The 22,232-nt window shown below is 67.1% G+C and carries 21 protein-coding genes; 12 read left to right on the top strand and 9 right to left on the bottom strand.

The window, feature by feature from the left end:
- Positions 1-10: 10 nt before the first annotated feature.
- The gene (locus ACI766_RS15935; protein ID WP_010895592.1) at positions 11-733 is read right to left on the bottom strand and encodes a DUF1294 domain-containing protein; all 723 of its coding nucleotides are present in this window, start codon (positions 731-733) and stop codon (positions 11-13) included.
- 70 nt (positions 734-803) lie between these two features.
- Positions 804-1,637, bottom strand: coding sequence for an undecaprenyl-diphosphate phosphatase (locus ACI766_RS15940; RefSeq protein ID WP_003113476.1), 834 nt, complete (start codon positions 1,635-1,637; stop codon positions 804-806).
- A gap of 283 nt (positions 1,638-1,920) precedes the next feature.
- On the opposite strand from ACI766_RS15940, the gene pnuC reads away from it, so the two are divergent.
- From pnuC to ACI766_RS15980, 8 genes are all read left to right on the top strand, one after another.
- Positions 1,921-2,496: a nicotinamide riboside transporter PnuC gene (pnuC, locus tag ACI766_RS15945; RefSeq protein WP_003088324.1), complete on the top strand. Its 576-nt coding sequence runs from the start codon at positions 1,921-1,923 to the stop codon at positions 2,494-2,496.
- Positions 2,493-3,020: an AAA family ATPase gene (locus ACI766_RS15950; RefSeq protein WP_003158870.1), complete on the top strand. Its 528-nt coding sequence runs from the start codon at positions 2,493-2,495 to the stop codon at positions 3,018-3,020. Before pnuC ends, ACI766_RS15950 begins: the two co-directional genes overlap by 4 nt.
- Positions 3,021-3,322: 302 nt before the next feature.
- Positions 3,323-3,811, top strand: coding sequence for a hypothetical protein (locus ACI766_RS15955; RefSeq protein ID WP_009876312.1), 489 nt, complete (start codon positions 3,323-3,325; stop codon positions 3,809-3,811).
- Positions 3,808-4,377 carry a hypothetical protein gene (locus ACI766_RS15960; RefSeq protein WP_003111321.1) on the top strand — a complete coding sequence of 190 codons (570 nt, stop codon included), beginning with the start codon at positions 3,808-3,810 and terminating at the stop codon, positions 4,375-4,377. The genes ACI766_RS15955 and ACI766_RS15960 overlap by 4 nt, the downstream gene beginning before the upstream one ends.
- A 56-nt stretch (positions 4,378-4,433) precedes the next feature.
- Positions 4,434-5,456, top strand: coding sequence for a hypothetical protein (locus tag ACI766_RS15965; protein WP_003121980.1), 1,023 nt, complete (start codon positions 4,434-4,436; stop codon positions 5,454-5,456).
- Positions 5,457-5,517: 61 nt separating this feature from the next.
- Positions 5,518-6,198, top strand: coding sequence for a C39 family peptidase (locus ACI766_RS15970; protein ID WP_034010616.1), 681 nt, complete (start codon positions 5,518-5,520; stop codon positions 6,196-6,198).
- Positions 6,199-6,211: 13 nt separating this feature from the next.
- Positions 6,212-6,964, top strand: coding sequence for a hypothetical protein (locus ACI766_RS15975; RefSeq protein WP_003121981.1), 753 nt, complete (start codon positions 6,212-6,214; stop codon positions 6,962-6,964).
- A gap of 60 nt (positions 6,965-7,024) precedes the next feature.
- On the top strand, positions 7,025-8,290 hold the full coding sequence (locus ACI766_RS15980) for a transporter (protein WP_003088309.1): 1,266 nt from the start codon (positions 7,025-7,027) through the stop codon (positions 8,288-8,290).
- A gap of 116 nt (positions 8,291-8,406) precedes the next feature.
- On the opposite strand, the gene rbsK is transcribed toward ACI766_RS15980, so the two are convergent.
- The 7 genes from rbsK to ACI766_RS16015 all read right to left on the bottom strand — a co-directional run bounded on the left by rbsK (position 8,407) and on the right by ACI766_RS16015 (position 17,109).
- The gene (gene rbsK, locus ACI766_RS15985; protein ID WP_003450278.1) at positions 8,407-9,333 is read right to left on the bottom strand and encodes a ribokinase; all 927 of its coding nucleotides are present in this window, start codon (positions 9,331-9,333) and stop codon (positions 8,407-8,409) included.
- 53 nt (positions 9,334-9,386) lie between these two features.
- Complete coding sequence (locus ACI766_RS15990; protein WP_003119158.1) at positions 9,387-10,400, bottom strand: LacI family DNA-binding transcriptional regulator; 1,014 nt, start codon at positions 10,398-10,400, stop codon at positions 9,387-9,389.
- Between the two features lie 3 nt (positions 10,401-10,403).
- A complete protein-coding gene (locus ACI766_RS15995; RefSeq protein ID WP_003088303.1) occupies positions 10,404-11,402 on the bottom strand; it encodes an ABC transporter permease in 999 nt (332 codons plus the stop codon).
- A 23-nt stretch (positions 11,403-11,425) separates the two neighbouring features.
- Positions 11,426-12,958 carry a sugar ABC transporter ATP-binding protein gene (locus ACI766_RS16000; protein ID WP_003102342.1) on the bottom strand — a complete coding sequence of 511 codons (1,533 nt, stop codon included), beginning with the start codon at positions 12,956-12,958 and terminating at the stop codon, positions 11,426-11,428.
- 21 nt (positions 12,959-12,979) lie between these two features.
- Entirely contained in the window at positions 12,980-13,939 is a 960-nt protein-coding gene (locus ACI766_RS16005; RefSeq protein ID WP_003088297.1) for a sugar ABC transporter substrate-binding protein, read from the bottom strand.
- A gap of 218 nt (positions 13,940-14,157) precedes the next feature.
- A complete protein-coding gene (locus tag ACI766_RS16010; RefSeq protein ID WP_087823962.1) occupies positions 14,158-15,486 on the bottom strand; it encodes a sigma-54 dependent transcriptional regulator in 1,329 nt (442 codons plus the stop codon).
- 135 nt (positions 15,487-15,621) lie between these two features.
- Entirely contained in the window at positions 15,622-17,109 is a 1,488-nt protein-coding gene (locus tag ACI766_RS16015) for a RimK family protein (protein WP_023132063.1), read from the bottom strand.
- A 190-nt stretch (positions 17,110-17,299) separates the two neighbouring features.
- Here ACI766_RS16015 and ACI766_RS16020 point away from each other — a divergent pair, with 190 nt between their 5' ends.
- The 4 genes from ACI766_RS16020 (at position 17,300) to ACI766_RS16035 (ending at position 22,213) form a co-directional block, all read left to right on the top strand.
- Positions 17,300-18,397, top strand: coding sequence for a GNAT family N-acetyltransferase/peptidase C39 family protein (locus ACI766_RS16020; RefSeq protein WP_058167849.1), 1,098 nt, complete (start codon positions 17,300-17,302; stop codon positions 18,395-18,397).
- 157 nt (positions 18,398-18,554) lie between these two features.
- On the top strand, positions 18,555-18,689 hold the full coding sequence (locus tag ACI766_RS16025) for a hypothetical protein (protein WP_003088290.1): 135 nt from the start codon (positions 18,555-18,557) through the stop codon (positions 18,687-18,689).
- A gap of 310 nt (positions 18,690-18,999) precedes the next feature.
- Positions 19,000-20,895, top strand: coding sequence for a di-heme-cytochrome C peroxidase (locus ACI766_RS16030; protein ID WP_087823961.1), 1,896 nt, complete (start codon positions 19,000-19,002; stop codon positions 20,893-20,895).
- 178 nt (positions 20,896-21,073) lie between these two features.
- Complete coding sequence (locus ACI766_RS16035) at positions 21,074-22,213, top strand: catalase family protein (protein ID WP_087823960.1); 1,140 nt, start codon at positions 21,074-21,076, stop codon at positions 22,211-22,213.
- The last annotated feature ends 19 nt before the right edge of the window (positions 22,214-22,232 follow it).

Consider the following 22,232-nt stretch of genomic DNA (forward strand, 5'->3'; position numbering starts at 1 on the left):
GCCGCGCCGTTCAGCCGATCCACTGCAACAGCGCGGCGGACAGGCGCCCGCCGAGCAGGCTGTCGAGCCAGAACAGCTGGTGCAGCAGGACGATGCCCCAGAACACCAGTTGGAACGAGAGCTTGCGGGTCTTGTGGCGGAATACCTGCTGCGCGACCAGCGCGCCAGGCCAGCCGCCGAGCAGCTCGAACAGGTGCAGGCGGACCTCCGGGGTACGCCAGTCGCCGCGTGCGGCGCTGCGCTTGTCCCGCCAGTAGAGGGCGAATGCGAGCAGGCTGGCCAGCGGATAGGCCAGCAGCGGCCAGAGGGCCTGTCCGTCCAGGTACATCCGCCAGGCGCCAGCGGCCGGCAGCACGCAGAGGATCAGCAGGACCAGCAGCTTCGCCAACGGGCGCTGCAACGCGCTCGGCGGAGTCGGCGCCGGCCGCGCCTGGGCCCGCGTCACCGGCGCCTGGGCGCCACGGCGGACAGTTGGCGGATCGATGGTCAGCGCGTCCAGCCGCGCCCTCTCGGCGCGCAGGCGGCCCTGGGCATCCTGGCTGGCGAGAAACCACACCTGGTCGCCCTGGCGGGGACGGCGGTCGCCGCGGAACGCGGAGATATGCAGGAAGACTTCTTCCCCGCCGGTCTTCGGCAGGATGAAGCCGAAGCCCTTGTCGTCATACCAGCGGCTGATCATGCCCGGCTTTTCCATATCCACATCCACTCGCTCGCTACCCGTTTCGCGCTGCATTCTAGCCACCCGCGGCGGCCAGACGAAAAAAGGCGCGGCTCGCGCCGCGCCTCTTGCCTGTTCCCGGGCCTCACACCTCGCCGGCGGTGCTCCAGTCGATCAGGTGGAATTGCCAGGTCGCCAGGATCAGCAGGCCGAAGGCGATCCGATACCAGGCGAAAGCCGCGTAGCTGTGGTTGCCGATGAACTTCAGCAAGGCACGCACCGCCAGCATGGCGAAGACGAACGAGGTGACGAAGCCGACGGCGAACACCGGCAGGTCCTCGGGGCGGAACAGGTCGCGGTACACGTATCCGGAATAGACCGCCGCGCCGACCATGGTCGGCATCGCCAGGAAGAACGAGAACTCGGTGGCCGCCTTGCGCGAAAGGCCGAACAGCAGGCCGCCGATGATGGTCGCGCCGGACCGCGAGGTGCCGGGGATCATCGCCAGGCACTGGGCACAGCCGATCTTCAGGGCGTCCTTCCAGGTCATGTCGTCGACGTGTTCGGCGCGGATCACATGCTTCCGGCGCTCGGCCCAGAGCATGACCACCCCGCCCACCACCAGCGCCAGGGCGACGGTGATCGGATTGAACAGCCACTCGTGGATCAGGTCGGCGAACAGGACGCCGAGGACTACCGCCGGGAAGAACGCGATCAGCAGGTTGGCGGTGAAACGCTGGGCCTGGCGCTGGCTCGGCAGGTCACGGACGACTTGAAAGATCTTTCCCCGAAATTCCCAGACGACAGCGAGGATCGCCGCCAGCTGGATGATGATGTTGAACGCCTTGGCGCGTTCGCCGCCGAAGCCGATGAGGTCGGCGACGATGATCTGGTGCCCGGTGCTGGAAATCGGCAGGAACTCGGTCAGCCCCTCCACGACGCCCAGGATGAACGCCTGGAAAGCAGTCCACCACTCCATGTTTCTCCCCCTTCTACTACTGTCCCGAACGAGCTTTCGTTGTTCTCGGCGATACACTCGCCGTCTTTTATGAAGGCCTTACGACTCCGAAGAACCCGACCAGTTCCCCCACTGCCGAAGTCGAAACCGGCGGGCATGCTACCAGAGCGGCCGGCCAGGAATCTTGGAATTCTTGCCAGCCGGCGTCTGAACAAATCTGTCCGCGCCCGTCCCCTCCGCCCTGGTCTTCGCGAAGCGCCGGATACATTCGCTACAATGCGTCCTCGTCGCATGAGGGCCTTCCGTGTCACCCCTTGAACTCTTCGCCGCTTCGCTCGGCGCCATCGCCGTCTACCTGACCGTCCGCCAGAATCCCTGGTGCTGGCCTATCGGCCTGGTGATGGTGGCGCTCTACGCCTGGATATTCTTCGAGGTGAAGCTTTATTCGGACATGCTCCTGCAAATGGTCTACGCGGCGCTACAGCTCTATGGCTGGTGGCAGTGGACCCGCGGCGGGCAGGACCACGACGGCCGCTCGGTGAGCCGCCTGAACGCCGCGCAGCGCCTCTACGGGCTCGGTGCGGGCCTGGTCGGCAGCGTCGCGCTCGGTTACCTGATGGCCAACCACACCGATGCCGCCAGTCCCTGGTGGGACGCCGGATTGACCGCCTTCAGCCTGGTGGCGCAATGCTGGATGGCGCAGAAGCGCCTGGAATGCTGGGCCCTGTGGATCGCCGTGGACGTGCTGTTCGTGGCGCTCTTCGCCAGCAAGGCGCTGTACCTGACCGCCGCCCTCTACGCCCTCTTCACCCTGCTGGCGATCCACGGCTGGCGGACCTGGCGCCGCGACCCGGCATTGCGCGAGGGCGTCGCCGCATGAAGGTGCTGGTACTCACCGGGCCCGAATCCAGCGGCAAGAGCTGGCTTGCGGAGCAGCTCCAGGCCCGCTTCGGCGGCCGGGTGGTCGGCGAGTACGTCCGCCACTTCATCGACGAACAGCGCCGCGACACCTGCTACGCCGACATCCCCGCCATCGCCCGCGGGCAACTGGCCTGGGAGGACGCCGCTCGCGCAGAACGGCCGGCGCTGCTGATCCTCGATACCCACCTGCTGAGCAACATCCTCTGGAGCCGGATTCTCTTCGGCGACTGTCCGGACTGGCTCGAACCCGCCCTGCTGCGGCGGCGCTACGACCTGCACCTGCTGCTCTCGCCGGAAGGCGTAGCCTGGAGCGCCGACGGCCAGCGCTGCCAGCCGGAACTGGCGCAGCGCCAGGCCTTCCACCGCGAATGCCAAGCCTGGCTGGAGCGCCATCGGCAGCCCTACCGCGCCATCGCCGGCGACTGGGCCGAGCGCCGGCGCCAGGCTTTCGCCGCAGTGCAAGGGCTGCTCCGGGACGGCTGACGGGCCGGCCCTGTCACGCCGCCGATACACCGCCAGCGCGGTCCGGGCCTTGGCGCAGAGCGTTTCGCGACGGCGCCGCGGAAAGCTGTCTCGGCGCTGAAACAGCTCCAGGCGCGTCCCCGGCAGGCTTCGCCCCCTGGTTGGCGGGCCTGCTGTTGCACGGATGCAACACTGTCCGCCAGGTTCCCCCGGCGCTCACCTCCAAGCCCTTGATGGACAAGGAAAACGCAAAACCGGCACGCCCCATGCTCGCTCCCTGCCAACGCTGATTAGGGCTCAGCGCCAACGAAGGAAGCGCCATCATGTCGGGGAGTTCGCTACGCATCGTCGTTCCAGCGCTGCTGGTCATCGTCGGCTCCGTGCCGGTGAGCCTCCCCGCGCATGCGGCGGACGGTACGATCGTCGTCCAGCGCCAGGTCCAGCCACGGGTCGCCTACCGTCCGAGCATGGTGCCCGACCCACATCCCACCGTCGTCGACACCAACGTCTCCGCCGAGGTCAACGCCCTCGCCAACGGGGCGGCCAGCGGCAATACCGTGAGCCGCGAACTGGGCGATGCCGACTTCGCCATCGTGACCAGCGGTTCCGGGATTCGCAGCATGATTCTCCCCGGTGGCGCCCTGCCGGGTTTCGCCAACCAGCCGGCGAACCCGGCGACAGTCCAGGCCGTCGGTAACGTCGGCACCACCCACGGCGCGGGAGGCGGCGCCGGCGCCGGCCTCGCCGGGCAGATCAACGGCAGCCTCAAGCAGGGCCTGGCGCCGCTGCAGATGCTCGGGGGTGGACAATGAAGCGCCTGTCCGCCCTCCTCCTCGCCTTCGCCTGTATCGCGTCGCTCCAGGCCGACCCGCTGGCCTCACGCAATCGCGCCAGCATCGATGCCAGCGGCACCTACCGCGGCAACTTCGCCCTCAACCAGGCCGCCGGCGACGCCCAGCAACAGAGCAACGTTCGTGTCGTCGCGGTCGGCTCCGCGGCCCTCGTCGGCAGCGACCAGCGCCAGCATCTGCAACTCGACGCCAGCCAGCCGATCGCGGCCAGCGCCAGCATCTCGGGGGCGGCGCTACGCGGCAGCGGCATCCTCGGCGTCAACCAGGGCGCCGGCCTCGGCAACCAACAGATCAACGCCTTCCGGCTGAGCGTCAGCAACGGCCCGGAAAGCCTGGATGACAGCGTTCTCGCGCAAAGCGTGGCGCTGACCAAAGTCTCCGGTTCGGCCACTCCGGTCCCGGGAGGACGCAGCGTCTCGACGGACGATCGCGCCTTCGCCGGGAGCAGCGGCGTGGTGCAGGTGAACCAGAGCGCTGGGGTGGGCAATCAGTCGATGAACACCCTCAGCGTCAGGGTCATGGAATGACTCTGCCAAGCCAACACAAGCCCAACACTAAGCACAGAAATGCAAGGAGAAACGCCATGAAAGCGACTATGGTCCTGACCCCGCTGGCCCTGGCAATGGCTGCAGTGCTGTCGGTATCGGCCTACGCCGGAAACGAAGGTGGCTGGCACCCGCCGAAACCCAACCCGCAGTCGAACAACAAGGGCGGAGCCACGGCCCTGGTGGTGGATACGCAGCAGAACTACAACAACAAGGTCAGCAACTTCGGCACGGTGAACAATGCCTCGGTGAGCGGCTCGATCAAGGATGCCTCGGGCAACGTCGGGGTCAACGTCGCCGCCGGCGACAACAACCAGCAGGCCAACGCCGCCGCGCTGGCCAGCGCCGACGCCAGCTTCGTGTTCGGCACCGCGACCGCCAGCACCAGCGTGCTGCAGAGCGGCTACGGCAATACGCTGAACAACTACTCCAACCCCAACACCGCATCGCTGAGCAACTCGGCCAACAACGTCTCGGGCAACCTGGGCGTGAACGTCGCCGCCGGCAACTTCAACCAGCAGAAGAACGACCTGGCCGCCGCCGTCTCCAACGGCCAGTACAGCACTGCCGGTAGCGCCGCGTCGCAGACCTCCACCGGCAACACCACCGTCAACAGCGCCAACTACGCCTATGGCGGCACCTACGTGTCGCTGAAGCTGAACGCCGACGGCAGCTACAAGGGCACCTCCGACCAGATCGGCGACGTCTACCTCGACACCTGGGAAGGCCAGACCCATCCGGGCGGCAGCAATACCGGCCACATCGACGTGGACAGCCAGGCCCAGGGCGCCAAGGACCTGAACCACGACGGCGGCGCGTTCGCCTTCAAGGAAAAGGGCGACGTCGACCTGAAAGGCACGGTGTCCGGCTTCATCCCGGCGATCGTCGGCTTCAAGACCCCGGTCACCAACAACGCCAGCCTGAGCAACTCGTTGCAGAACGTCTCGGGCAACGTCGGGGTGAACATCGCCGCCGGTGGCGGCAACCAGCAGAGCAACTCCCTGTCCATCGCCGCCGGTTGCAGCAGCTGCCCGGCCGGTGGCGAGAGCCTTGGCTTCTGATCCTGGCCCAGGGGTTCCGGCGCCAGCCGGAACCCTTTTCCATCCGACACAGGAACCGGCCATGCGCACGCTCATCCTTTCCCTGCTGCTGCTCGTCGACCTCACCGCCCAGGCGGCGACCCTCGGCTTTCCCGCCCTGCCCGGCGGCGGCCTGGTCTACAAGCAGGTGCAGAGCATCCGCGAGCGGCGCTTCGCCGACCTGGTCGAGCAGAAGACCGATTTCAGCTGCGGCGCCGCGGCCCTCGCGACCATCCTGGAGAAGGCCTACGGCGCCCCGCTCGACGAGCAGGCGGTGATCCAGGGCATGCTCGCCCACGCCGACCCGGAGATCGTCCGCACCCAGGGCTTCTCCATGCTCGACATGAAGCGCTACGTCGAATCCATGGGCATGCGCGCGCGCGGCTACCGCATCGAGGCGGCGCAACTGGAACAACTGAAGATACCCGCCATCGTGCTGATGGAAATCCGCGGCTACAAGCACTTCGTCGTCCTGCAACGCACCCAGGGCGAGTACGTGTACGTGGGTGACCCGGCGCTGGGGCACAAACGCTACGCGCTGACAGAGTTCGCCAAGGGCTGGAACGGCATCGTCTTCGCCGTGATCGGCCAGGGATACGACCGCGGCAATCCGCTGCTGACGCCGCCCGAGCCGCTGACCGCGCGCAATCGCCTGGACCGCTTCAAACCGGTCAGGGACACCGAACTGATGGAATTCGGCTTCATCCAGAGCGATTTCTTCTGATCGCAGGAGCCGGATGCTCCGGGAGCACGCCATGTACACGCACCACTGCTTCGTCCTCGCCTGCTGCCTGGGCGCTGCGCTGCCCGCCCCCGCCAGCGACCTCTTCGCCCCCGCCGAACTGAGCGACCAGGAGCTTTCCCAGTTGCGCGGGCGCTACGTGCTGCCGGGGCGGATCGTCAGCTTCGGGGTGACCATGAGCAGCACCTGGCAGAACGCCAGCGGCCAGGTCCTCGGCGCACGCGTCGACCTGCAGGTGCGGCAGAACCTGGCGCGCCCGGTCCTCAACGTCACCCTGGTCGATCGGCCAGGCGACGCCCCGCCACCCGTCGCCGGCAACGGCCAGGTCCTCGGCGGCGCCGGACTGGCGCAGACCCAGGGGGTCAGCCAGAGCATCCGCACCGCCGGCGACCACAACAGCGCCAGCAATGGCGTCAGCATCGAGGTCCGCCACGGCGAGGCGCCGCCGCCACTGCCGGGCGGCACGCCGCTGGAAGGTGCGCTGGCCCTCAGCGGCGAGGCCGGCACGGTGAAGGTCACGCCGAACGGCGGCGCCCTGCAACTGGCGATCCAGGCCAGCGGCCAGGGCGCCAGCCTGCAAAGCCTCGGCGCCGGCGGCCTGGTGCAGAGCGTGGCGCTCAGCGGAAACCGCAACCTGGTGCAGAACCTGGCGGCGCTCGAGGTGATGCTCAAGGACCGGCCGGGCGCCGATCCGGCACTGAATTGCGCCTGGGAGCAATTGCGCGCGCTGCGCCCCAGCGGCTACTGAAAGTTGATCTAGTCTGAAATCACTGTGCTATCGGAAGGCCATAAAAACGGAACGGCAAACATGACCCAGACACTCTCGCTGCGAGCTGTCCTCTGCGCCACCACCCTGGTTTCCCCGTTCCTGGCGCAGGCCGCGACGGAGTCCGAGGTCGAGGCGCTGAAGAAGGAACTCCTGGAGCTGCGCCAACGCTACGAGGCCCAGCAGAACGCCCTGATGGTCCTCGAACAGCGCGTGCGCCAGGTCGAGGCGCAACCCCAGGCGCCGCAGCCGCAACGCCTGGTCAAGTCGATCCAGCCGCCGGCGCAGGCGCGCAACGACGCCAACGCAGTCGCCGGCACCTACGGCGCCAGCCTCAAGGACGATGGCGCGCCCGCGCCCAGCGTGGAAAACATCTACCAGGACGCCAGCGGCTTCTTCGGCGGCGGCACCTTCAGCCTGGAGACCGGCCTCACCTACAGCCACTACGACACCCGCCAGTTGTTCCTCAACGGCTTCCTGGCGCTGGACTCGATCTTCCTCGGCAACATCGGCGTGGACCAGATCGATGCCGACATCTGGACCCTCGACCTGACCGGCCGCTACAACTGGAACCAGCGCTGGCAGGTGGATATCAACGCCCCGGTGGTCTATCGCGAATCGACCTACCAGTCCGCCGGCGCCGGCGGCTCGACCTCGCAGATCACCGAGAAATCGGTGACCGGCGACCCACGCCTGGGCGACGTCAGCTTCGGCGTCGCCTACAAGTTCCTCGACGAAAGCGAGAGCACCCCGGACGCGGTGGTCAGCCTGCGGGTCAAGGCGCCCACCGGCAAGGATCCCTACGGCATCAAGCTGAAGCAGGTACCGGGCAACAACAACCTCAACGTGCCCGACGACCTGCCCACCGGCAACGGCGTCTGGTCGATCACCCCGGGCATCTCGCTGGTGAAGACGGTGGACCCGGCGGTGCTGTTCGGCAGCCTGTCGTATACCTACAACTTCGAAGAGTCGTTCGACGACATCAACCCGCAGCAAGGCGTGAAGACCGGCGGCAAGGTCAAGCTCGGCAACTGGTTCCAACTCGGCGTCGGCGTGGCCTTCGCGCTGAACGAGAAGATGAGCATGTCGTTCTCCTTCTCAGAGCTGATCAGCCAGAAGAGCAAGGTCAAGCAGGACGGCCAGAGCTGGCAGACCGTCAGCGGCAGCGACGCCAACGCCGGCTACTTCGGCCTGGGCATGACCTATGCGGTGAGCAACAGGTTCAGCATCGTGCCCAGCCTGTCCATCGGCATCACTCCGGACGCGCCGGACTTTACCTTCGGCGTGAAATTCCCCTACTACTTCTGAGGGGCCACCGTTCGAGCCTGGGCATGCCCTACCCCTCGAAGGGATGCGTGAGCCTGGGAGCGATCCTCGCCTAGCTGCGCAGGCGTTATCCGCCGGTAGCAACGGCACCGTCCCTCTCAAGCCTCGCCAGCGAGCGCCCGCTCGACTTCCTCGCGCGAGGGGATCGAGGTCTGCGCGCCGAGGCGGGTCACCGAGATCGCCGCGGCGGCCTGGCCGAAACGGATCGCCGCCGCCTCGTCGAGGCCGCGCGCAAGGGCCGCGGCGAAGCCGCCGACGAAGGTGTCCCCGGCCGCCGTGGTATCCAGCGCCTTGACCCGCGCCACCGGGAAATGCTCGACCCGCCCCTCGCCCACCAGCAGGGCGCCCTGTGCGCCGAGGGTGACGATCACCCTGCCGGCGCCCATTTCGCGCAGGCGCTCGGCGGCACGCCCGGCGCTCTCCAGGGAGTCCACCGGCAGGCGGCAGAGCAGTTCGCTTTCGGTCTCGTTGGGGACCAGGTAGTCCACCAGCGGCAGCCACTCCGCCGGCACGTCGCGGGTGGCCGGCGCCGGGTTGAGGATCACCGTCTTGCCCAGCGCATGGGCCCGGCGCAGCACATGGCCAACCGTCTCCAGCGGGCTTTCCAGCTGGCAGACCACCACCTGCGCCTGCTCCAGCAAGTGCTCGTGGCGCGCCAGCACGGCCGGCGACAGGTGGCCGTTGCCGCCGGCGACGATGACGATGGCGTTCTGGCTGCTGTCGTCGACCACGATCAGCGCCACTCCGCTGGACTCCCCGGCCACCCGCTCGACGCCCTGGCAGTCGATGCCCTCGGCCTGCAGCGCGCGGTACAGCTGGTCGCCGTAGGCATCGTCGCCAAGGCAGCCGATCATCGCCACCTCCGCGCCGAGACGCGCCGCGGCGACCGCCTGGTTGGCTCCCTTGCCGCCGGGAACGGTGATGAAGGACTGCCCGGCGAGGGTCTCGCCGCCCCGTGGCAGGCGCGGCGCGCGCACCACCAGGTCCATGTTCAGGCTGCCCACCACCAGTACTTTCGCTTGCATCGTTGCGTCCTTGTTCCAGCCTCTCTCTAGCGAGGGCGCCCCCGGCGCCCGGTTCAGACCCGCACCAGCGGCGGCGCGGTGGATTCGCGCAGGACCAGCGCCGGCGCCACCACCCGCCGCTGCATCGGCTCCTCGCGCTCGGCGATGCGTTGCAGCAGCAATTGCGCAGCGATCTCGCCAAGCAGGCGGATCGACTGGCCCACGGTGGTCAAGGCGGGAAACACGAAGCGGCTCAGCTCGATATCGTCGAAGCCGATCACCGACAGTTCGTGCGGCACCCTGATATTCAGCTCGGCCGCGGCGCGCAGCACGCCGATGCCGATCATGTCGTTGCCGGCGACGATCGCCGTCGGTCGCTCGCCCTCGCCGCCCAGCAGGCCGAGCGCCGCGTGGTAGCCGCCGGGGCTGCTGAACTCGCTTTCCAGCAGCCACTGCGGGCGCACCTCCAGGCCGGCCTTGGCCATCGCCCGCCGGTAGCCCTCGACCCGCAGCGTCGAGACCTTGGTCGACAGCGGCCCGCCGATGCAGGCGATGTCGCGATGGCCCAGTTCGAGCAGGTGGCGGGTCGCCAGGTAGGCGCCCATCTCATGGTCGATCTGCACCCGGTCGGCTTCCACGCCTTCCACCTCGCGGTCGACGATCACGGTCGGCGTGCGCATGTTCGCCAGTCCCTTGGCCAGCGCGCCGTCGCCGCCGGCGGACGCCAGGACCAGGCCGTCGATGCGTTTCTCCTGGAGCACGCGCAGGTAGTTGGCCTGCTTCTGCGGGTTGTCGTCGGAGTTGCAGAGGATCACGCAGTAGCCGTTGCGCTCGCAGCAATCCTCGATGCCGCGCGACAGCTCGGCGAAATACGGGTTGGTACTGTTCGGCACCAGCAGGCCGATGATCGAGGTGGTGCGCACCTTCAGCGAGCGCGCCACCGCGCTGGGCACGTAGTGCAGCTGCGCGATGGCGTCCTCGACCTTCTTGCGCACCGCGTCGCTGACCGGCCGCGTCCTGTTCACCACATGCGATACGGTGGTGAAGGAAACCCCCGCCATCGCCGCCACGTCCTTCATTGTCGCCATCGTTCAGCCCTGTCTGCGGGCGCGATGGCTGCGATAGGTATCCAGCACCACCGCTACCACGATCACCGCCCCGGTAATGATTCGTTTGGTCGGCTCCGACGCACCGATCTGCGCCAGCCCCGCCGCCAATACGGAAATGATCAGCACGCCGAAGAAGGTGCTGACCACCGAACCTCGCCCGCCCATCAGGCTGGTGCCGCCGATCACCACCGCGGCGATGACCTGGAGTTCCAGGCCGACCCCGGCGTTGGGATCGGCCGCTTCCAGACGCGAGATCTGGAACAGCGCGGCCAACCCGGCGAGCAGCCCCATCAGGGCGAATACTGCAATCTTATAGGGTTTCGGGTTCACACCGGCCAATCGCACCGCTTCTTCGTTGGTGCCGATGCCGATCAGGTAGCGGCCGAACACCGTGCGGGTGAGCACCGCCTGGGCGGCGAACATCACCAGCAGGGCGATCACGAAGGCCGGCGAGATGCCGAACGCCAGCGGATTGGACAGCCAGGCATAGGCGTCGCCGATATAGGCCGTGCGCGAGTCGGTCATCTGGTAGGCCAGCCCACGGGCCATCTCCAGCACCCCGAGGGACACGATGAACGAGGGAATCCGCCAGGCCACCGTGATCGAACCGGTGACGCAGCCGGCCAGGGTCGCGCAGGCCATCCCGAGCATCGCCGCCGGCAGCACGCCCCAGCCCCAGCCGAGCGTCGCCAGGCTTACCGCCGAGGCCGCCAGGGCCAGCACCGAGCCTACCGAGAGATCGATGCCGCCGACGATCAGAATGAAGGTCATGCCCACCGCCAGCACCACCAGATCGGGGATCTGGTTGGCGATGGCGAGGAAGGTGCCATAGCTGAGGAAGTGGCTGCTCAGCGCCGAGAACAGCGCGATCATCGCCAGCAGCGCGCCGGCCAGGCCGAGGTAGGTGCCCAGGCCGAAATAGTTGCCGCGTCGCAGGGTTGGCGCTGCGGCGGCGGTAGCGGAAGACGTCGGGTCGCTCATTTCTGGTTCCTTGCGTTGCGTGTTCACGACGTCGCCAGCAGCGCGTCGCGTTTCTTGTAACCGGCGAAGGCCGCCGCCAGCAGCGCGTCCTGGGTCCAGGCGTCGCGCTCGAAGGTGTCCACCATACGTCCCGCCGAGAGCACGCCGATGCGATCGCAGATCAGCATCAGCTCGCGCAGGTCGCTGGACACCACCACCAGCGCCTTGCCCCGGCGGGTCAACTCGGCGAGCAAGGCATAGATATCGAACTTCGCGCCGACATCGATGCCACGGGTCGGCTCGTCGAACAGCAGCACCTGGCAGTCGCGCTCCAGCCAGCGGCCGATCACCACCTTCTGCTGGTTGCCGCCGGACAGTTCGCCCACCGCCTGCGCGGTGTCCGCGCAGCGCACCCGCAGCGCCTCCACCTGGCGCCGCGCCAGGGCTTCCTCGCGGCGCCGGTCGATCACCCCGTGGCGCGCCAGCGCCGGCAGGTTGCCCAGGGCGAGGTTGGCGCTGATCGACTGGTCCAGCAGCAGGCCCTCGCCCTTGCGGTCCTCGGTGATCAGCGCCACTCCCTGGCGCACCGAGTCGGCCGGCGAACGCAGGCTCAGGCGCTGCGGCGGATCGCCGAGCAGGACCTGCCCACCGTCGGCGCGGTCGGCGCCGTAGATCAGGCGCAACAATTCGGTGCGCCCGGAGCCGATCAGTCCGGAGATGCCGAAGATCTCCCCCGCGCGCACCTCGAACGACACCTCATGCACCTTGCCGCGCCGGCTCAGCCGCTCCACCCGCAGCAGCGGCGCACCGGTCTGCCGTGGGCCCAGGTCGAAGCGCTCGCCCAGTTCGCGGCCGACCATCAGGGTCACCAGTTGGTCGGCGTCGTAGCGCTCGATCGGCTCGACGCAGACCAGGCGGCCATCGCGCAACACCGCGATGCGCTGCGAAATCCGCGCCAGTTCCTCCAGTCGATGGGAGATGTAGACGATCGCCACGCCGCGTTCGCGCAGCCGCTCGACCTGCTCGAAGAGCATGTCCACTTCGCGCGCGGTAAGCATCGCCGTGGGTTCGTCGAGGATCAGCAAGCGGCAGTCGCCGATCAGGTTGCGGGCGATCTCGACCATCTGCTGGTGGCCGATACCGAGGTCGCCGACCAGCGTGTCGGGATCGATCGCCTCCAGGCCGACCTGGGCCATCGCCTCGCGGGCCGCCGCGCGCAGGCGCCGACGGTCGATCCAGCCGGCGCGCCGGGGCAGGTCGTGGAGGAACAGGTTCTCCGCCACCGACAGGGTCGGCAGCAGGTTCAGTTCCTGCATCACCATGCGCACGCCCAGCGCCTCGGCCTCGCGGCGGCTGCCGGGGGCGTAGGGCCGGCCGAGGAGCTCCAGGCTGCCGGCGCCGGGACGTTCCAGGCCGCCGACGATCTTCGACAAGGTGCTCTTGCCGGCACCGTTCTCGCCGGTCAGGGCCAGCACCTCGCCGCCGAACAATTGCAGGTCGATCTCCGCCAGCACCGGCTGCGCGTAGGTCTTGCCGACCCCGCGGATGCTCAGCAGCGGCAATGCGTCGCTAGACATGGGAAGGCTCCATCGGACGGCTCAGGGCGCGGTCACCAACTCGACAGGCGTCTCGACCACGCCGTCCTTCTCATGTTCCGGGGTTTGCCCGGCGAGCAGCTTGAGCGCGGTCTGGATACCGAACACCGCCTGCTTCGCGGCGAACTGGTCGGCAGTGGCCAGCACCCGGCCATCCTTGAGCATCGGCTTGATCGCCTGGATATTGTCGTAGCCGACCACCTTCACCTGCCCGGCGCGGCCCGCCGCGCGCACCGCCGATACCGCGCCGAGGGCCATGCTGTCGTTGCCGGCGAGCAGCGCCTTGAGGTCCGGATGCTCGTTGAGCATCGCCGAAGCCACCGCGTTGCCCTTCTCGATTTCCCAGTTGCCCGACTGCAAGGAGACGATCTTCATCCCCGCCGCGTCCATCGCATCCCTGAAGCCGGCGGTGCGCTGCTGGGCATTGGTGGTCGTAGAGACCCCTTCGATGATGCCGACCTCGTCGCCGGCCTTCAGTCGCTTCGCCAGGTACTCGCCGACCAGCCGCGCGCCCTTGCGGTTGTCGGGCCCGACGAAGGGCACGCCGATCTTCTTCGCCTGCAGCACCTGCGGGTCGAAGCGGTTGTCGATGTTGACCACCACGATGCCGGCGTCCAGCGCTTTCTTCACCACCGGCACCAGCGCCTTGGAATCGGCCGGCGCGATCACCAGTGCGTCGACCCCGGACACGATCATCTGCTCGACGATGCGGATCTGGCTGGAGGTATCGGTCTCGTCCTTGATGCCGTTGGAAACCAGTTCGAACCGGTCGGCATGCTCCTTCTGGTAGGCCTTGGCGCCGTCCTCCATGGTCAGGAAGAACTCGTTCGCCAGCGACTTCATCACCAGCGCGATCCTGGGCTTCTCGGGAGTTTCCGCGTGGACGGCGGACAGGGGCAGGAACGAGGAACAGGCAGTCAGCACAACGGCAGCCAACAGGCGCCGGGAAGCGACCCGCTTCATGGTGTATCCTCCAGCTTTTCTTATCGTTGTATTGAGGCTTTTCCAGGAGATTATCCAGACGCAAACGTTTGCGTTAGGTGAATATGCGTCGATCTGACAGATTCTGTCAATCGCCACGAGCAACTGTCGCGAACCGGTCGGGATCGGTTGGATTCTAGTTCGCTACGGCTGGGAAACGCAGGATATTTTGCCTGGCCGGCAGATCTCCCGCCGCCCACTCAGCGCAACCGGTGCTTGTGCAACAGGCGGTAGAAGGTCGGCCGCGACACCCCGAGCATCCGCGCGGCCACGCTGAGGTTGTCGCCGTAACGGGCCAGCGCATCACACATCGCCTGGCGCTCGGCGCAGAGCTTGTAGACCTCCAGGCTGGACAACGGCGGGCCGTCGCCGCGCGCGCATTCCAGGCCGAGGTCCTGGGCCTCGATCTGCTTTCCCTCTGCCAGGACCAACCCGCGACGTACCCGGTTGGCCAGTTCGCGGACATTGCCCGGCCAGGCGTGCATCGCCATCGCCGCCAGCGCGTCCTCGCTGAAGCGGCGCGGGCGGCGGCCGGTCTCCAGGCTGTAGAGCCGGGAGAAATGATTGGCCAGCAGCGGCAGGTCCTCGCTCCGTTCGCGCAACGGCGCGGTGCCGACCTGCAGGACGTTGAGCCGGTAGTAGAGGTCCTCGCGGAAGGTCCCGGCGTCGATCGCCGCCTCCAGGTCGACATGGGTCGCCGCCAGCACCCGCACGTCCACCTCGACCGGCCGGTTACCGCCGACCCGCTCGATCTGCTGTTCCTGGAGAAAGCGCAACAGGTTGGCCTGCAACTCCAGCGGCAGGTCGCCGATCTCGTCGAGGAACAGAGTGCCGCCGTCGGCCGCCTCGATCCGTCCGACCTTGCGCTGGTGCGCGCCGGTGAAGGCGCCCTTCTCGTGGCCGAACAGCTCGGACTGGATCAGGTGCTCGGGAATCGCCCCGCAGTTGATCGCGACGAACGGCCTGTCCGCGCGCCGCGACTGCCGGTGCAGGGTACGCGCGACCAGTTCCTTGCCGGTGCCGCTCTCGCCCCGGATCAGTACCGGCGAGTCGGTCGGCGCCAGCTTCGCCAGCAGCCGGCGCAGGTCGCGTACGGCCAGGCTCTCGCCGAGCAGTTCGTGCTCGCCCTCGGCATCGCCGGGCACCGTGCCGCGCCCGCGCAGGCGGGCCATGCCAAAGGCGCGGCCGAGGGTCACCTGCACCCGCGCCATGTCGAACGGCAAGGTATGGAAGTCGAAGAACCATTCGCAGACGAAATCGCCGACGCCATTCAGCGGCAAGGTGTCCGGGCTGAGCACGGCGATCCACTCGGTGCCGCTGCGGCTGATCAGGTCCTTCACCGTCTCCGGCCGCTCCAGGTGGAACGGCCGCAGGCGCAGCAGGCCGACGTCGCAAGCGCGTTCGCGCGCCGTTTCCAGCGCGCAGCTGTCCACTGCCCAACCCGCCTCGCGAAGGCCCGGCAACAGGCGCCGGCAATCGTCGCACGGGTCCACCACCAGCAGACGGCGGAGGTTCGATGCATCTAACATGTGTGCTCCTTTGCGGCGCCAATTCTTTGAACCGTCATAAAAACGGCATGTTGGCGCTCTGAAAGGAAAATCTAGCAATTTTTTGACGCACGAAAGTGAATCTTTGTTTATATCGCCAATGCCGAAATCGTCTTATCAGTCGTAGCCGCGACGCTTGACTTCCAGGCGCCGGACGAACTCCTCCAGGACCAGCTTGTAGAGGTCGTCGCCGAGGTAGACATCTTCCACCCCGCAGTCGATGTTCGGGTTGTCGTTCACCTCGATCACCACCACCTTGTCGCCGGCCTGCTTCAGGTCCACCCCGTAAAGGCCGTCGCCGATCAGGTTGGCGGTCTTCACCGCCAGCTCCACCACCTTGCGCGGCGCCTCGTGCACGGGCATGGTGCGGAAATCGCCGCTGACCTCCTCGGCGTCCGGGCTGTGGTCGTAGATCTGCCAGTGGCCCTTGGACATGAAGTACTGGCAGGCGAAGATCGGCTTGCGGTTGAGCACGCCGATACGCCAGTCGTACTCGGTATAGAAGAACTCCTGGGCAAGGATCAGCACCGAGCGCTCGAACAGCTCGACGCTGGCCGCCAGCAACTGCTCCTGGTCCTCCACCTTGATCACCCCGCGCGAGAAGCTGCCGTCGGGAATCTTCAGCACCAGCGGGAAGCCCAGGCGCTCGCCGACCTTCTCCAGTTCCTGCGGGTTCTCCTTGTAGAGAATCTCCGTGGCCGGCATGCCCAGCTTGTGGCTGCGCAGCAGGTCGGCCAGGTACACCTTGTTGGTGCAGCGCAGGATCGACACCGGGTCGTCCATCACCACCAACCCTTCGCTCTCGGCCTTCTTGGCGAAACGGTAGGTGTGGTCGGCGACATTGGTGGTCTCGCGGATGAACAGCGCGTCGTACTCGGCGATCCGCGAATAGTCCTTGCGCTCGATCAGGTCGACGTCGATGCCGAGGCTGCGGCCGACCCGCACGAAGTTCTTCAGCGCTTTGGCATCGGACGGCGGGAACGCCTCGCCGGGGTCGTGGAGGATCGCCAGGTCGTAGCGGAACGGCTTGCGCGAACGCGGCTTGCGCCAGATCTGCCGGCTGAAGCTGTCCAGGGCGTTGGCGAAGAGGTCTTCCTGGTCCTCGCGCAGCTTGTGGATGGCGCCGGGCTTGATGCCCTCGATGTGCCAGGTGCGGTTGCGCTTGAACTCCACCAGCAGCAACGGGCAGGGAAACGCCTCGAACAACTGTCGCGCCAGGTCCTGCAACGGCTCGATGTCGGTACGGCCGAAATACAGGGTCAGGGTGAAACCATCGGTGCTGCCGTAGGGGTGCGCGGCCAGGGCCTTGTCCAGGGTGCGGTCGAGGTCCTCCAGGACCAGGCTGTACAGCGACTTCCTGGCCAGCTCGCTGATGGTCCGCACCGAGGGGATCACCTTGTGCCCGCGCGCCTCGGCGAGCAGCGAGCAGTAGTAGCCATGGCGCAGGTACTTGTAGTGCCGGCACAGGTTGATCACCTGGACCCGCTTGCCAGTGTCGTCGTCGATGGGCAGTTCCAGGTATTCCTGGGCGGTGACCACATCCTCGCTGGGGTAATAGGACGTCCAGTCTTCCTTGCGTTCCACGATGATGAACAGCTTGCTCACGACACCTCCCGGGGGGACAGCGAAACCACGGCGCATTCGGAACCGGCTTGCCGGCGCACGCATCCCGGCCAATACTCGGCGGGAATCCCTTGCGAAACCGCTCTATGGCGCCTGCCAGCAAACCGAAGCGTACAGCACCCATTACAGCACGCCCGCGCGGAAGTTCCCGCCCGCGGCCGTGGAGACCGCTATGAACCTGACCCTCCGCCCGGCCGGCGCGGACGACCTGTCCGCCCTGGTCGAGCTGGAAAATCGCTGCTTCGACTACGATCGCCTGTCCCGCCGCAACTTCCAGTGGATGCTCACCCGCGCCCACGCCAGCCTGACGGTAGCCGAGGGCGACGGCGGCGTGCTCGGCTACGCCCTGGTGCTGTTCCACGAAGGCACCTCGCTGGCCCGCCTCTACTCCATCGCCATCGACCCGCGCGCCCGCGGCATCGGCCTCGGCCAGAAGCTGCTGGAAGCCGCCGAGCAGGCCGCGCGGGACAACGACCGCGCCTACATGCGCCTGGAAGTGCGCCCGGACAACCGTGGCGCCATCGCCCTCTACGAGCGCAACGGCTACCGTCCCTTCGCCACCGTGCGCGACTACTACGAGGACCACAGCGAAGCGCTGCGCTTCGAGAAACGCATCCGCAATCCCGGCCACGACCAGCGCCGCCACGTGCCCTTCTACCGGCAGACCACCGATTTCACCTGCGGCCCGGCCTGCCTGCTGATGGCCATGGGCGCGCTGCAACCGGAGCGCCAGTTGACCCGCCGCGAGGAACTGCGCCTGTGGCGCGAGGCGACCACCATCTACATGACCACCGGGCACGGCGGCTGTAGCCCCCAGGGCCTGGCGCTGGCCGCCTGGCGACGCGGCTTCCGGGTCAAGCTGGTGCTGTCCGCCAGCGGCCCGCTGTTCCTCGACGGCGTACGCAACGAAGACAAGAAGGCGGTGATGCGCCTGGTCCACGAGGACTTCTGCGAGGAACTGGACGCCTCGGGTGTCGAGCAGAAGCGCTCGGCCAGGCTCGACATCCCGCGCCAGCTGGCCAGGGGCGGCCAGCCGCTGGTGCTGATCAGCAGCTACCGCCTGACCCGCTCCAAGGCCCCGCACTGGGTGCTGGTCACCCACTACGACGAGGACTTCGTCTACCTCCACGATCCCGACGTCGACCACAGCCAGCACCGCCAGCCGCTGGACTGCCAGCACATCCCGGTAAGCCACGCCGAGTTCGACAAGATGAGCCGCTTCGGCCGCAGCAAGCTGCGCGCGGCGGTGATCCTGTTCAACCCGGAATGATCCGCATCGCCCCGCCCTGCGGCGGGGAGATGTTCTCGCCTATCAATCAATTCCATCGATAGTGGCTAGTGAGACTATCCATTTTTCATTCGCCAACGCCGATGTTTACATAGTCGCCAGATCCCCGAATAACCAGAACGGAACTGGAGACGACACCATGAGCTACTCCGCCAAATCCTTCTCGGCCCTGATCAATGCCATGCGCGCCGACGGCATCACCCGCCTGGAACAACTGGCCCGCCAGCCCTTCCGCAACGCCCAGGGCTTCTGGAGCGCGGAGGCGAAGAAATGAAAGCCCTGCTCGACCGCCGTACCGATCCCACCTGGATGCTCTACGCCGCAATCATCGCCTGGCTGGCCTTCTCCGGTCTCTGACCGGCAGGCCACCGGCGCCTCGCCCTGCCGTTCCACGACGCTCCGGCGTCCACCTTTCTCCGGTGAAATACCGAGCTTTCGTCGCCAACATCGCCAGGCGAGGCCTGCGCAAACGTTTTACCCGTTCGCTGTCAAGAAAACCTTGTCAAAAAAGCTGATAGCAGCTTGCCAATATGCCAACGCCTTGGCATAACGGTGCCAAAAAAAGGCCTACAAGGACGTTCCTGATGCGCACCGTGAAAAAGGCTCTGCTGGTTGTCGGCGTGATCGTGCTGGCGGTCGTCGGGGTGGTGGTCTACTACGTCGCCAATCCCAACCTGCCCCACTACCAGGCGCCGAGCGAGGTACGCTACCTGCCGCAATGGAAGGACGAGGCCCGCCAGCGCTTCTACTACACGCCCCAGGGCACCCTGGTGAAGGGCCTGCACTACGACTGGTTCACCGCCCTCGAACTGCCCTTCTCCGAAGAACCCTTCGCCGCCCCCGAATACCTCGCCCGCTTCGGCTTCCTCGTCGATCCGCAGCAGAAGGCCAGCGACCTCAACCCCGGCAACCTGCCGGTGGGCTTCAGCCAGCACCGCGACGAGAAGACCGGCACCCGCTACCTGGACATCACCTGCGCCGCCTGCCACACCGGCGAACTGCGCTACCAGGGCAAGTCGCTGCGCATCGACGGCGGTGCCGCCATGCATTCCATCGCCGCCACCGTGCCGACCCTGCGCGGCGGCGCCTTCGGCCAGGCGCTCGGCGCGAGCATGGCCGCCACCTACTACAACCCGTTCAAGTTCAACCGCTTCGCCAGGAAAGTCCTCGGCGAACGCTACGAACAGGACAAGTCGCAACTGCGCGCCGACTTCAAGGCCGTCCTCGACACCCTCCTGCGCACCGCCTGGAACGACACCCGCCGCCACCTCTACCCCACCGAGGAAGGCCCCGGCCGCACCGACGCCTTCGGGCGCATCGCCAACAGCGTCTTCGGCGATGCCATCGACCCGAGCAACTACCGCGTCGCCAACGCCCCGGTGAGCTATCCGCAGGTCTGGGACATCTGGAAATTCGACTGGGTGCAATGGAACGGCTCGGCCATGCAGCCGATGGCGCGCAATATCGGCGAGGCCCTCGGCGTCGGCGCGCGCCTGCAGATCTTCGACGAGCACGGCCAGCCGCTGCGGGGCGAGCAGCGCTACGCCTCCAGCGTACGCCTGCACGACCTGCACGCCCTGGAAGAAACCCTGCAACAGCTGAAACCGCCGACCTGGCCGGAAGACCTCTTCGGCCGCATCGACCTGCAACGCGCCTCCCAGGGCCGCGCCCTGTTCGAAGCCAACTGCGCCTTCTGCCATGCACCCAAGGTGCAACCGGCGGAATACGCCGCCCCCGGACGCAATCCCGAGTGGCGCATGCACATGGTGCCGACCGAGGTGATCGGCACCGATCCGACCACCGCCGACAACATCGCCGACCACCGCTACGACCTGCGCAAGCTCGGCTGGAGCGTCAACGAACTGGCGCGGATGAACGTCCAGCTGATCGGCGCCGATCCGCAGCAACTCGACCTCTCGCAACTGTCCTCGGCCAAGGGCCTGGCCTACATCACCGCCTTCGTCGAGCAGCGCGCCTACCGGGACGCCGGCATCCCGCCGGAACAGCAGAAGACCATGAACGGCTTCGACCTGCCGATCGGCGTACAGGAACTGCGCGCCTACAAGGCCCGCCCGCTGGACGGCGTCTGGGCGACCCCGCCGTTCCTGCACAACGGCTCGGTGCCCAACCTGTTCCAACTGCTCTCCCCGGCCGCCGAACGCTCGCCGCAGTTCTACGTCGGCACCTTCGAATTCGATCCGAAATTCGTTGGATTCCGCACCGAGAAATTCCCCGGCGGCTTCCTCCTCGACACCCGCCTCACCGGCAACCGCAACAGCGGCCACGAATTCCGCGACGGCTGCCGGCAGAACGGCGTGATCGGCCGCGCCCTCAGCCCGGAAGAACGCTGGGCGCTGGTGGAATACCTGAAGGTGCTCGGCAACCCCGAATTCGAGCGCCGCCTGGTCCCGGCCCAGACCCCACCCTGGACGCCCGGCCCGAAATGCCCGGCGCCGGAGCAACGGACCGCGCAACGCTGAACCTGGGAAATGGAGAAGCGCGAGGCATGGCGCCGCCGCCCCTCTCCACCCCTAGCAGCCCCTCTCCCTTCAGGGGGGACGCCTAGCCAGAGGACGGGGAGAAGCAATCGTGGCGCACTCCCCGCCCAAGAAGAATAAAAGCCCACAGCCAACGCACACCACCAAGGACACCCACTCCATGCGCGCACTCCTCACCCACGCCTGGCTGTTCCTCGGCAAATGGCTCGGCCGCCTGCTCCTCCTGCTGCTGGCCGTCGGCCTCGGCGGCTGGGCCATCGGCAGCCTCTACTACGCCTGGAAATTCTCCGGCCCGGTGTCCGCGGAAGAGCAGATCGCCCCGGACGAAGCCCGCATCACCCAGGCGATCATCCAGGACGCCATCCGCGTGGTCGAACAGCACCGCGACAACACCCGCGTCCTGCGCGATGCCCACGCCAAGGCCCACGGCTGCGTGAAGGCCGAATTCAAGGTACGCGCCGACCTCGACCCGACCCTGCGTCGCGGCGTGTTCGCCGAAGCGGGCAAGAGCTGGAACGCCTGGGTGCGCTTCTCCAACGGCAACGCCTACCCGCAGTTCGACAGCAAGAACGACGCGCGCGGCATGGCCATCAAGCTGCTCGACGTGCCCGGCGAAAAACTCCTGCCCGGCCGCGGCCATGACGGCGAGCAGGACTTCGTCATGTTCAACCAGCCGGTGTTCTTCATCCGCGACATCGCCGAATACCGGCAGAACTTCGCCGCCCAGGCCGACGGCAAGAAAGCCCTGGCCTTCTTCCCCAACTGGAGCCCCACCAGCTGGGAACTGCGCCACCTACTGATCGCCCTGCGCACCCTCGCCCCCGCCCCGGACAGCCCACTGCACGCCGGCTACAACGGCATCTCGCCGTACAAGCTGGGCGAACACAACATCAAGTTCCGCGTCGTCCCCGCCCCGGAGAAGTGCCCGGCCTACGAGCTACCGAAGCAGAACCAGGACCTGCCCAACTTCCTCCGCGCCGCCCTGTACCAGCAACTCTCCATCGACCGCACCCCCGCCTGCTACGCCTTCCAGGTGCAGCGCCAGGACCCGGGCAAGTACATGCCCATCGAAGACACCAGCGTCGAATGGAAGGAGTCGGACGCGCCCTTCGCTACCATAGCCGACATCATTGTGCCAGCTCAGGATTTCGATAGCCGGGAACAGAACCTGTTCTGTGACAACCTTTCGTTCAACCCCTGGCACGCGCTGCCGGAGCATCGGCCGATCGGCGGGATCAACCGGTTGCGGAAGGCGGTTTACGAGGCGGTCAGTGGGTATAGGTTGGGGAGGAATGGGTGAGGGGTTGGGAAGGTGGAAG

It is taken from the genome of Pseudomonas sp. DL, from assembly GCF_047199225.1.
Classification (GTDB): Bacteria; Pseudomonadota; Gammaproteobacteria; order Pseudomonadales; family Pseudomonadaceae; genus Pseudomonas; species Pseudomonas aeruginosa.

What these genes read in the sequence shown, in the direction of transcription:
- ACI766_RS15965 (WP_003121980.1), top strand. Translation starts at nt 4,434, where the DNA reads ATGAAAGCGACTATGGTCCTGACCCCGCTGGCCCTGGCAATGGCTGCA.
- rbsK (WP_003450278.1), bottom strand. Translation starts at nt 9,333, where the DNA reads ATGCAAGCGAAAGTACTGGTGGTGGGCAGCCTGAACATGGACCTGGTG.
- ACI766_RS15995 (WP_003088303.1), bottom strand. Translation starts at nt 11,402, where the DNA reads ATGAGCGACCCGACGTCTTCCGCTACCGCCGCCGCAGCGCCAACCCTG.
- ACI766_RS16030 (WP_087823961.1), top strand. Translation starts at nt 19,000, where the DNA reads ATGCGCACCGTGAAAAAGGCTCTGCTGGTTGTCGGCGTGATCGTGCTG.
- ACI766_RS15980 (WP_003088309.1), top strand. Translation starts at nt 7,025, where the DNA reads ATGACCCAGACACTCTCGCTGCGAGCTGTCCTCTGCGCCACCACCCTG.
- ACI766_RS16005 (WP_003088297.1), bottom strand. Translation starts at nt 13,939, where the DNA reads ATGAAGCGGGTCGCTTCCCGGCGCCTGTTGGCTGCCGTTGTGCTGACT.
- ACI766_RS16025 (WP_003088290.1), top strand. Translation starts at nt 18,555, where the DNA reads ATGAGCTACTCCGCCAAATCCTTCTCGGCCCTGATCAATGCCATGCGC.
- ACI766_RS16035 (WP_087823960.1), top strand. Translation starts at nt 21,074, where the DNA reads ATGCGCGCACTCCTCACCCACGCCTGGCTGTTCCTCGGCAAATGGCTC.
- ACI766_RS16010 (WP_087823962.1), bottom strand. Translation starts at nt 15,486, where the DNA reads ATGTTAGATGCATCGAACCTCCGCCGTCTGCTGGTGGTGGACCCGTGC.
- ACI766_RS15975 (WP_003121981.1), top strand. Translation starts at nt 6,212, where the DNA reads ATGCTCCGGGAGCACGCCATGTACACGCACCACTGCTTCGTCCTCGCC.
- ACI766_RS15940 (WP_003113476.1), bottom strand. Translation starts at nt 1,637, where the DNA reads ATGGAGTGGTGGACTGCTTTCCAGGCGTTCATCCTGGGCGTCGTGGAG.
- ACI766_RS15970 (WP_034010616.1), top strand. Translation starts at nt 5,518, where the DNA reads ATGCGCACGCTCATCCTTTCCCTGCTGCTGCTCGTCGACCTCACCGCC.
- ACI766_RS16020 (WP_058167849.1), top strand. Translation starts at nt 17,300, where the DNA reads ATGAACCTGACCCTCCGCCCGGCCGGCGCGGACGACCTGTCCGCCCTG.
- ACI766_RS15990 (WP_003119158.1), bottom strand. Translation starts at nt 10,400, where the DNA reads ATGGCGACAATGAAGGACGTGGCGGCGATGGCGGGGGTTTCCTTCACC.
- ACI766_RS16000 (WP_003102342.1), bottom strand. Translation starts at nt 12,958, where the DNA reads ATGTCTAGCGACGCATTGCCGCTGCTGAGCATCCGCGGGGTCGGCAAG.
- ACI766_RS15935 (WP_010895592.1), bottom strand. Translation starts at nt 733, where the DNA reads ATGCAGCGCGAAACGGGTAGCGAGCGAGTGGATGTGGATATGGAAAAG.
- ACI766_RS15950 (WP_003158870.1), top strand. Translation starts at nt 2,493, where the DNA reads ATGAAGGTGCTGGTACTCACCGGGCCCGAATCCAGCGGCAAGAGCTGG.
- ACI766_RS15960 (WP_003111321.1), top strand. Translation starts at nt 3,808, where the DNA reads ATGAAGCGCCTGTCCGCCCTCCTCCTCGCCTTCGCCTGTATCGCGTCG.
- ACI766_RS15955 (WP_009876312.1), top strand. Translation starts at nt 3,323, where the DNA reads ATGTCGGGGAGTTCGCTACGCATCGTCGTTCCAGCGCTGCTGGTCATC.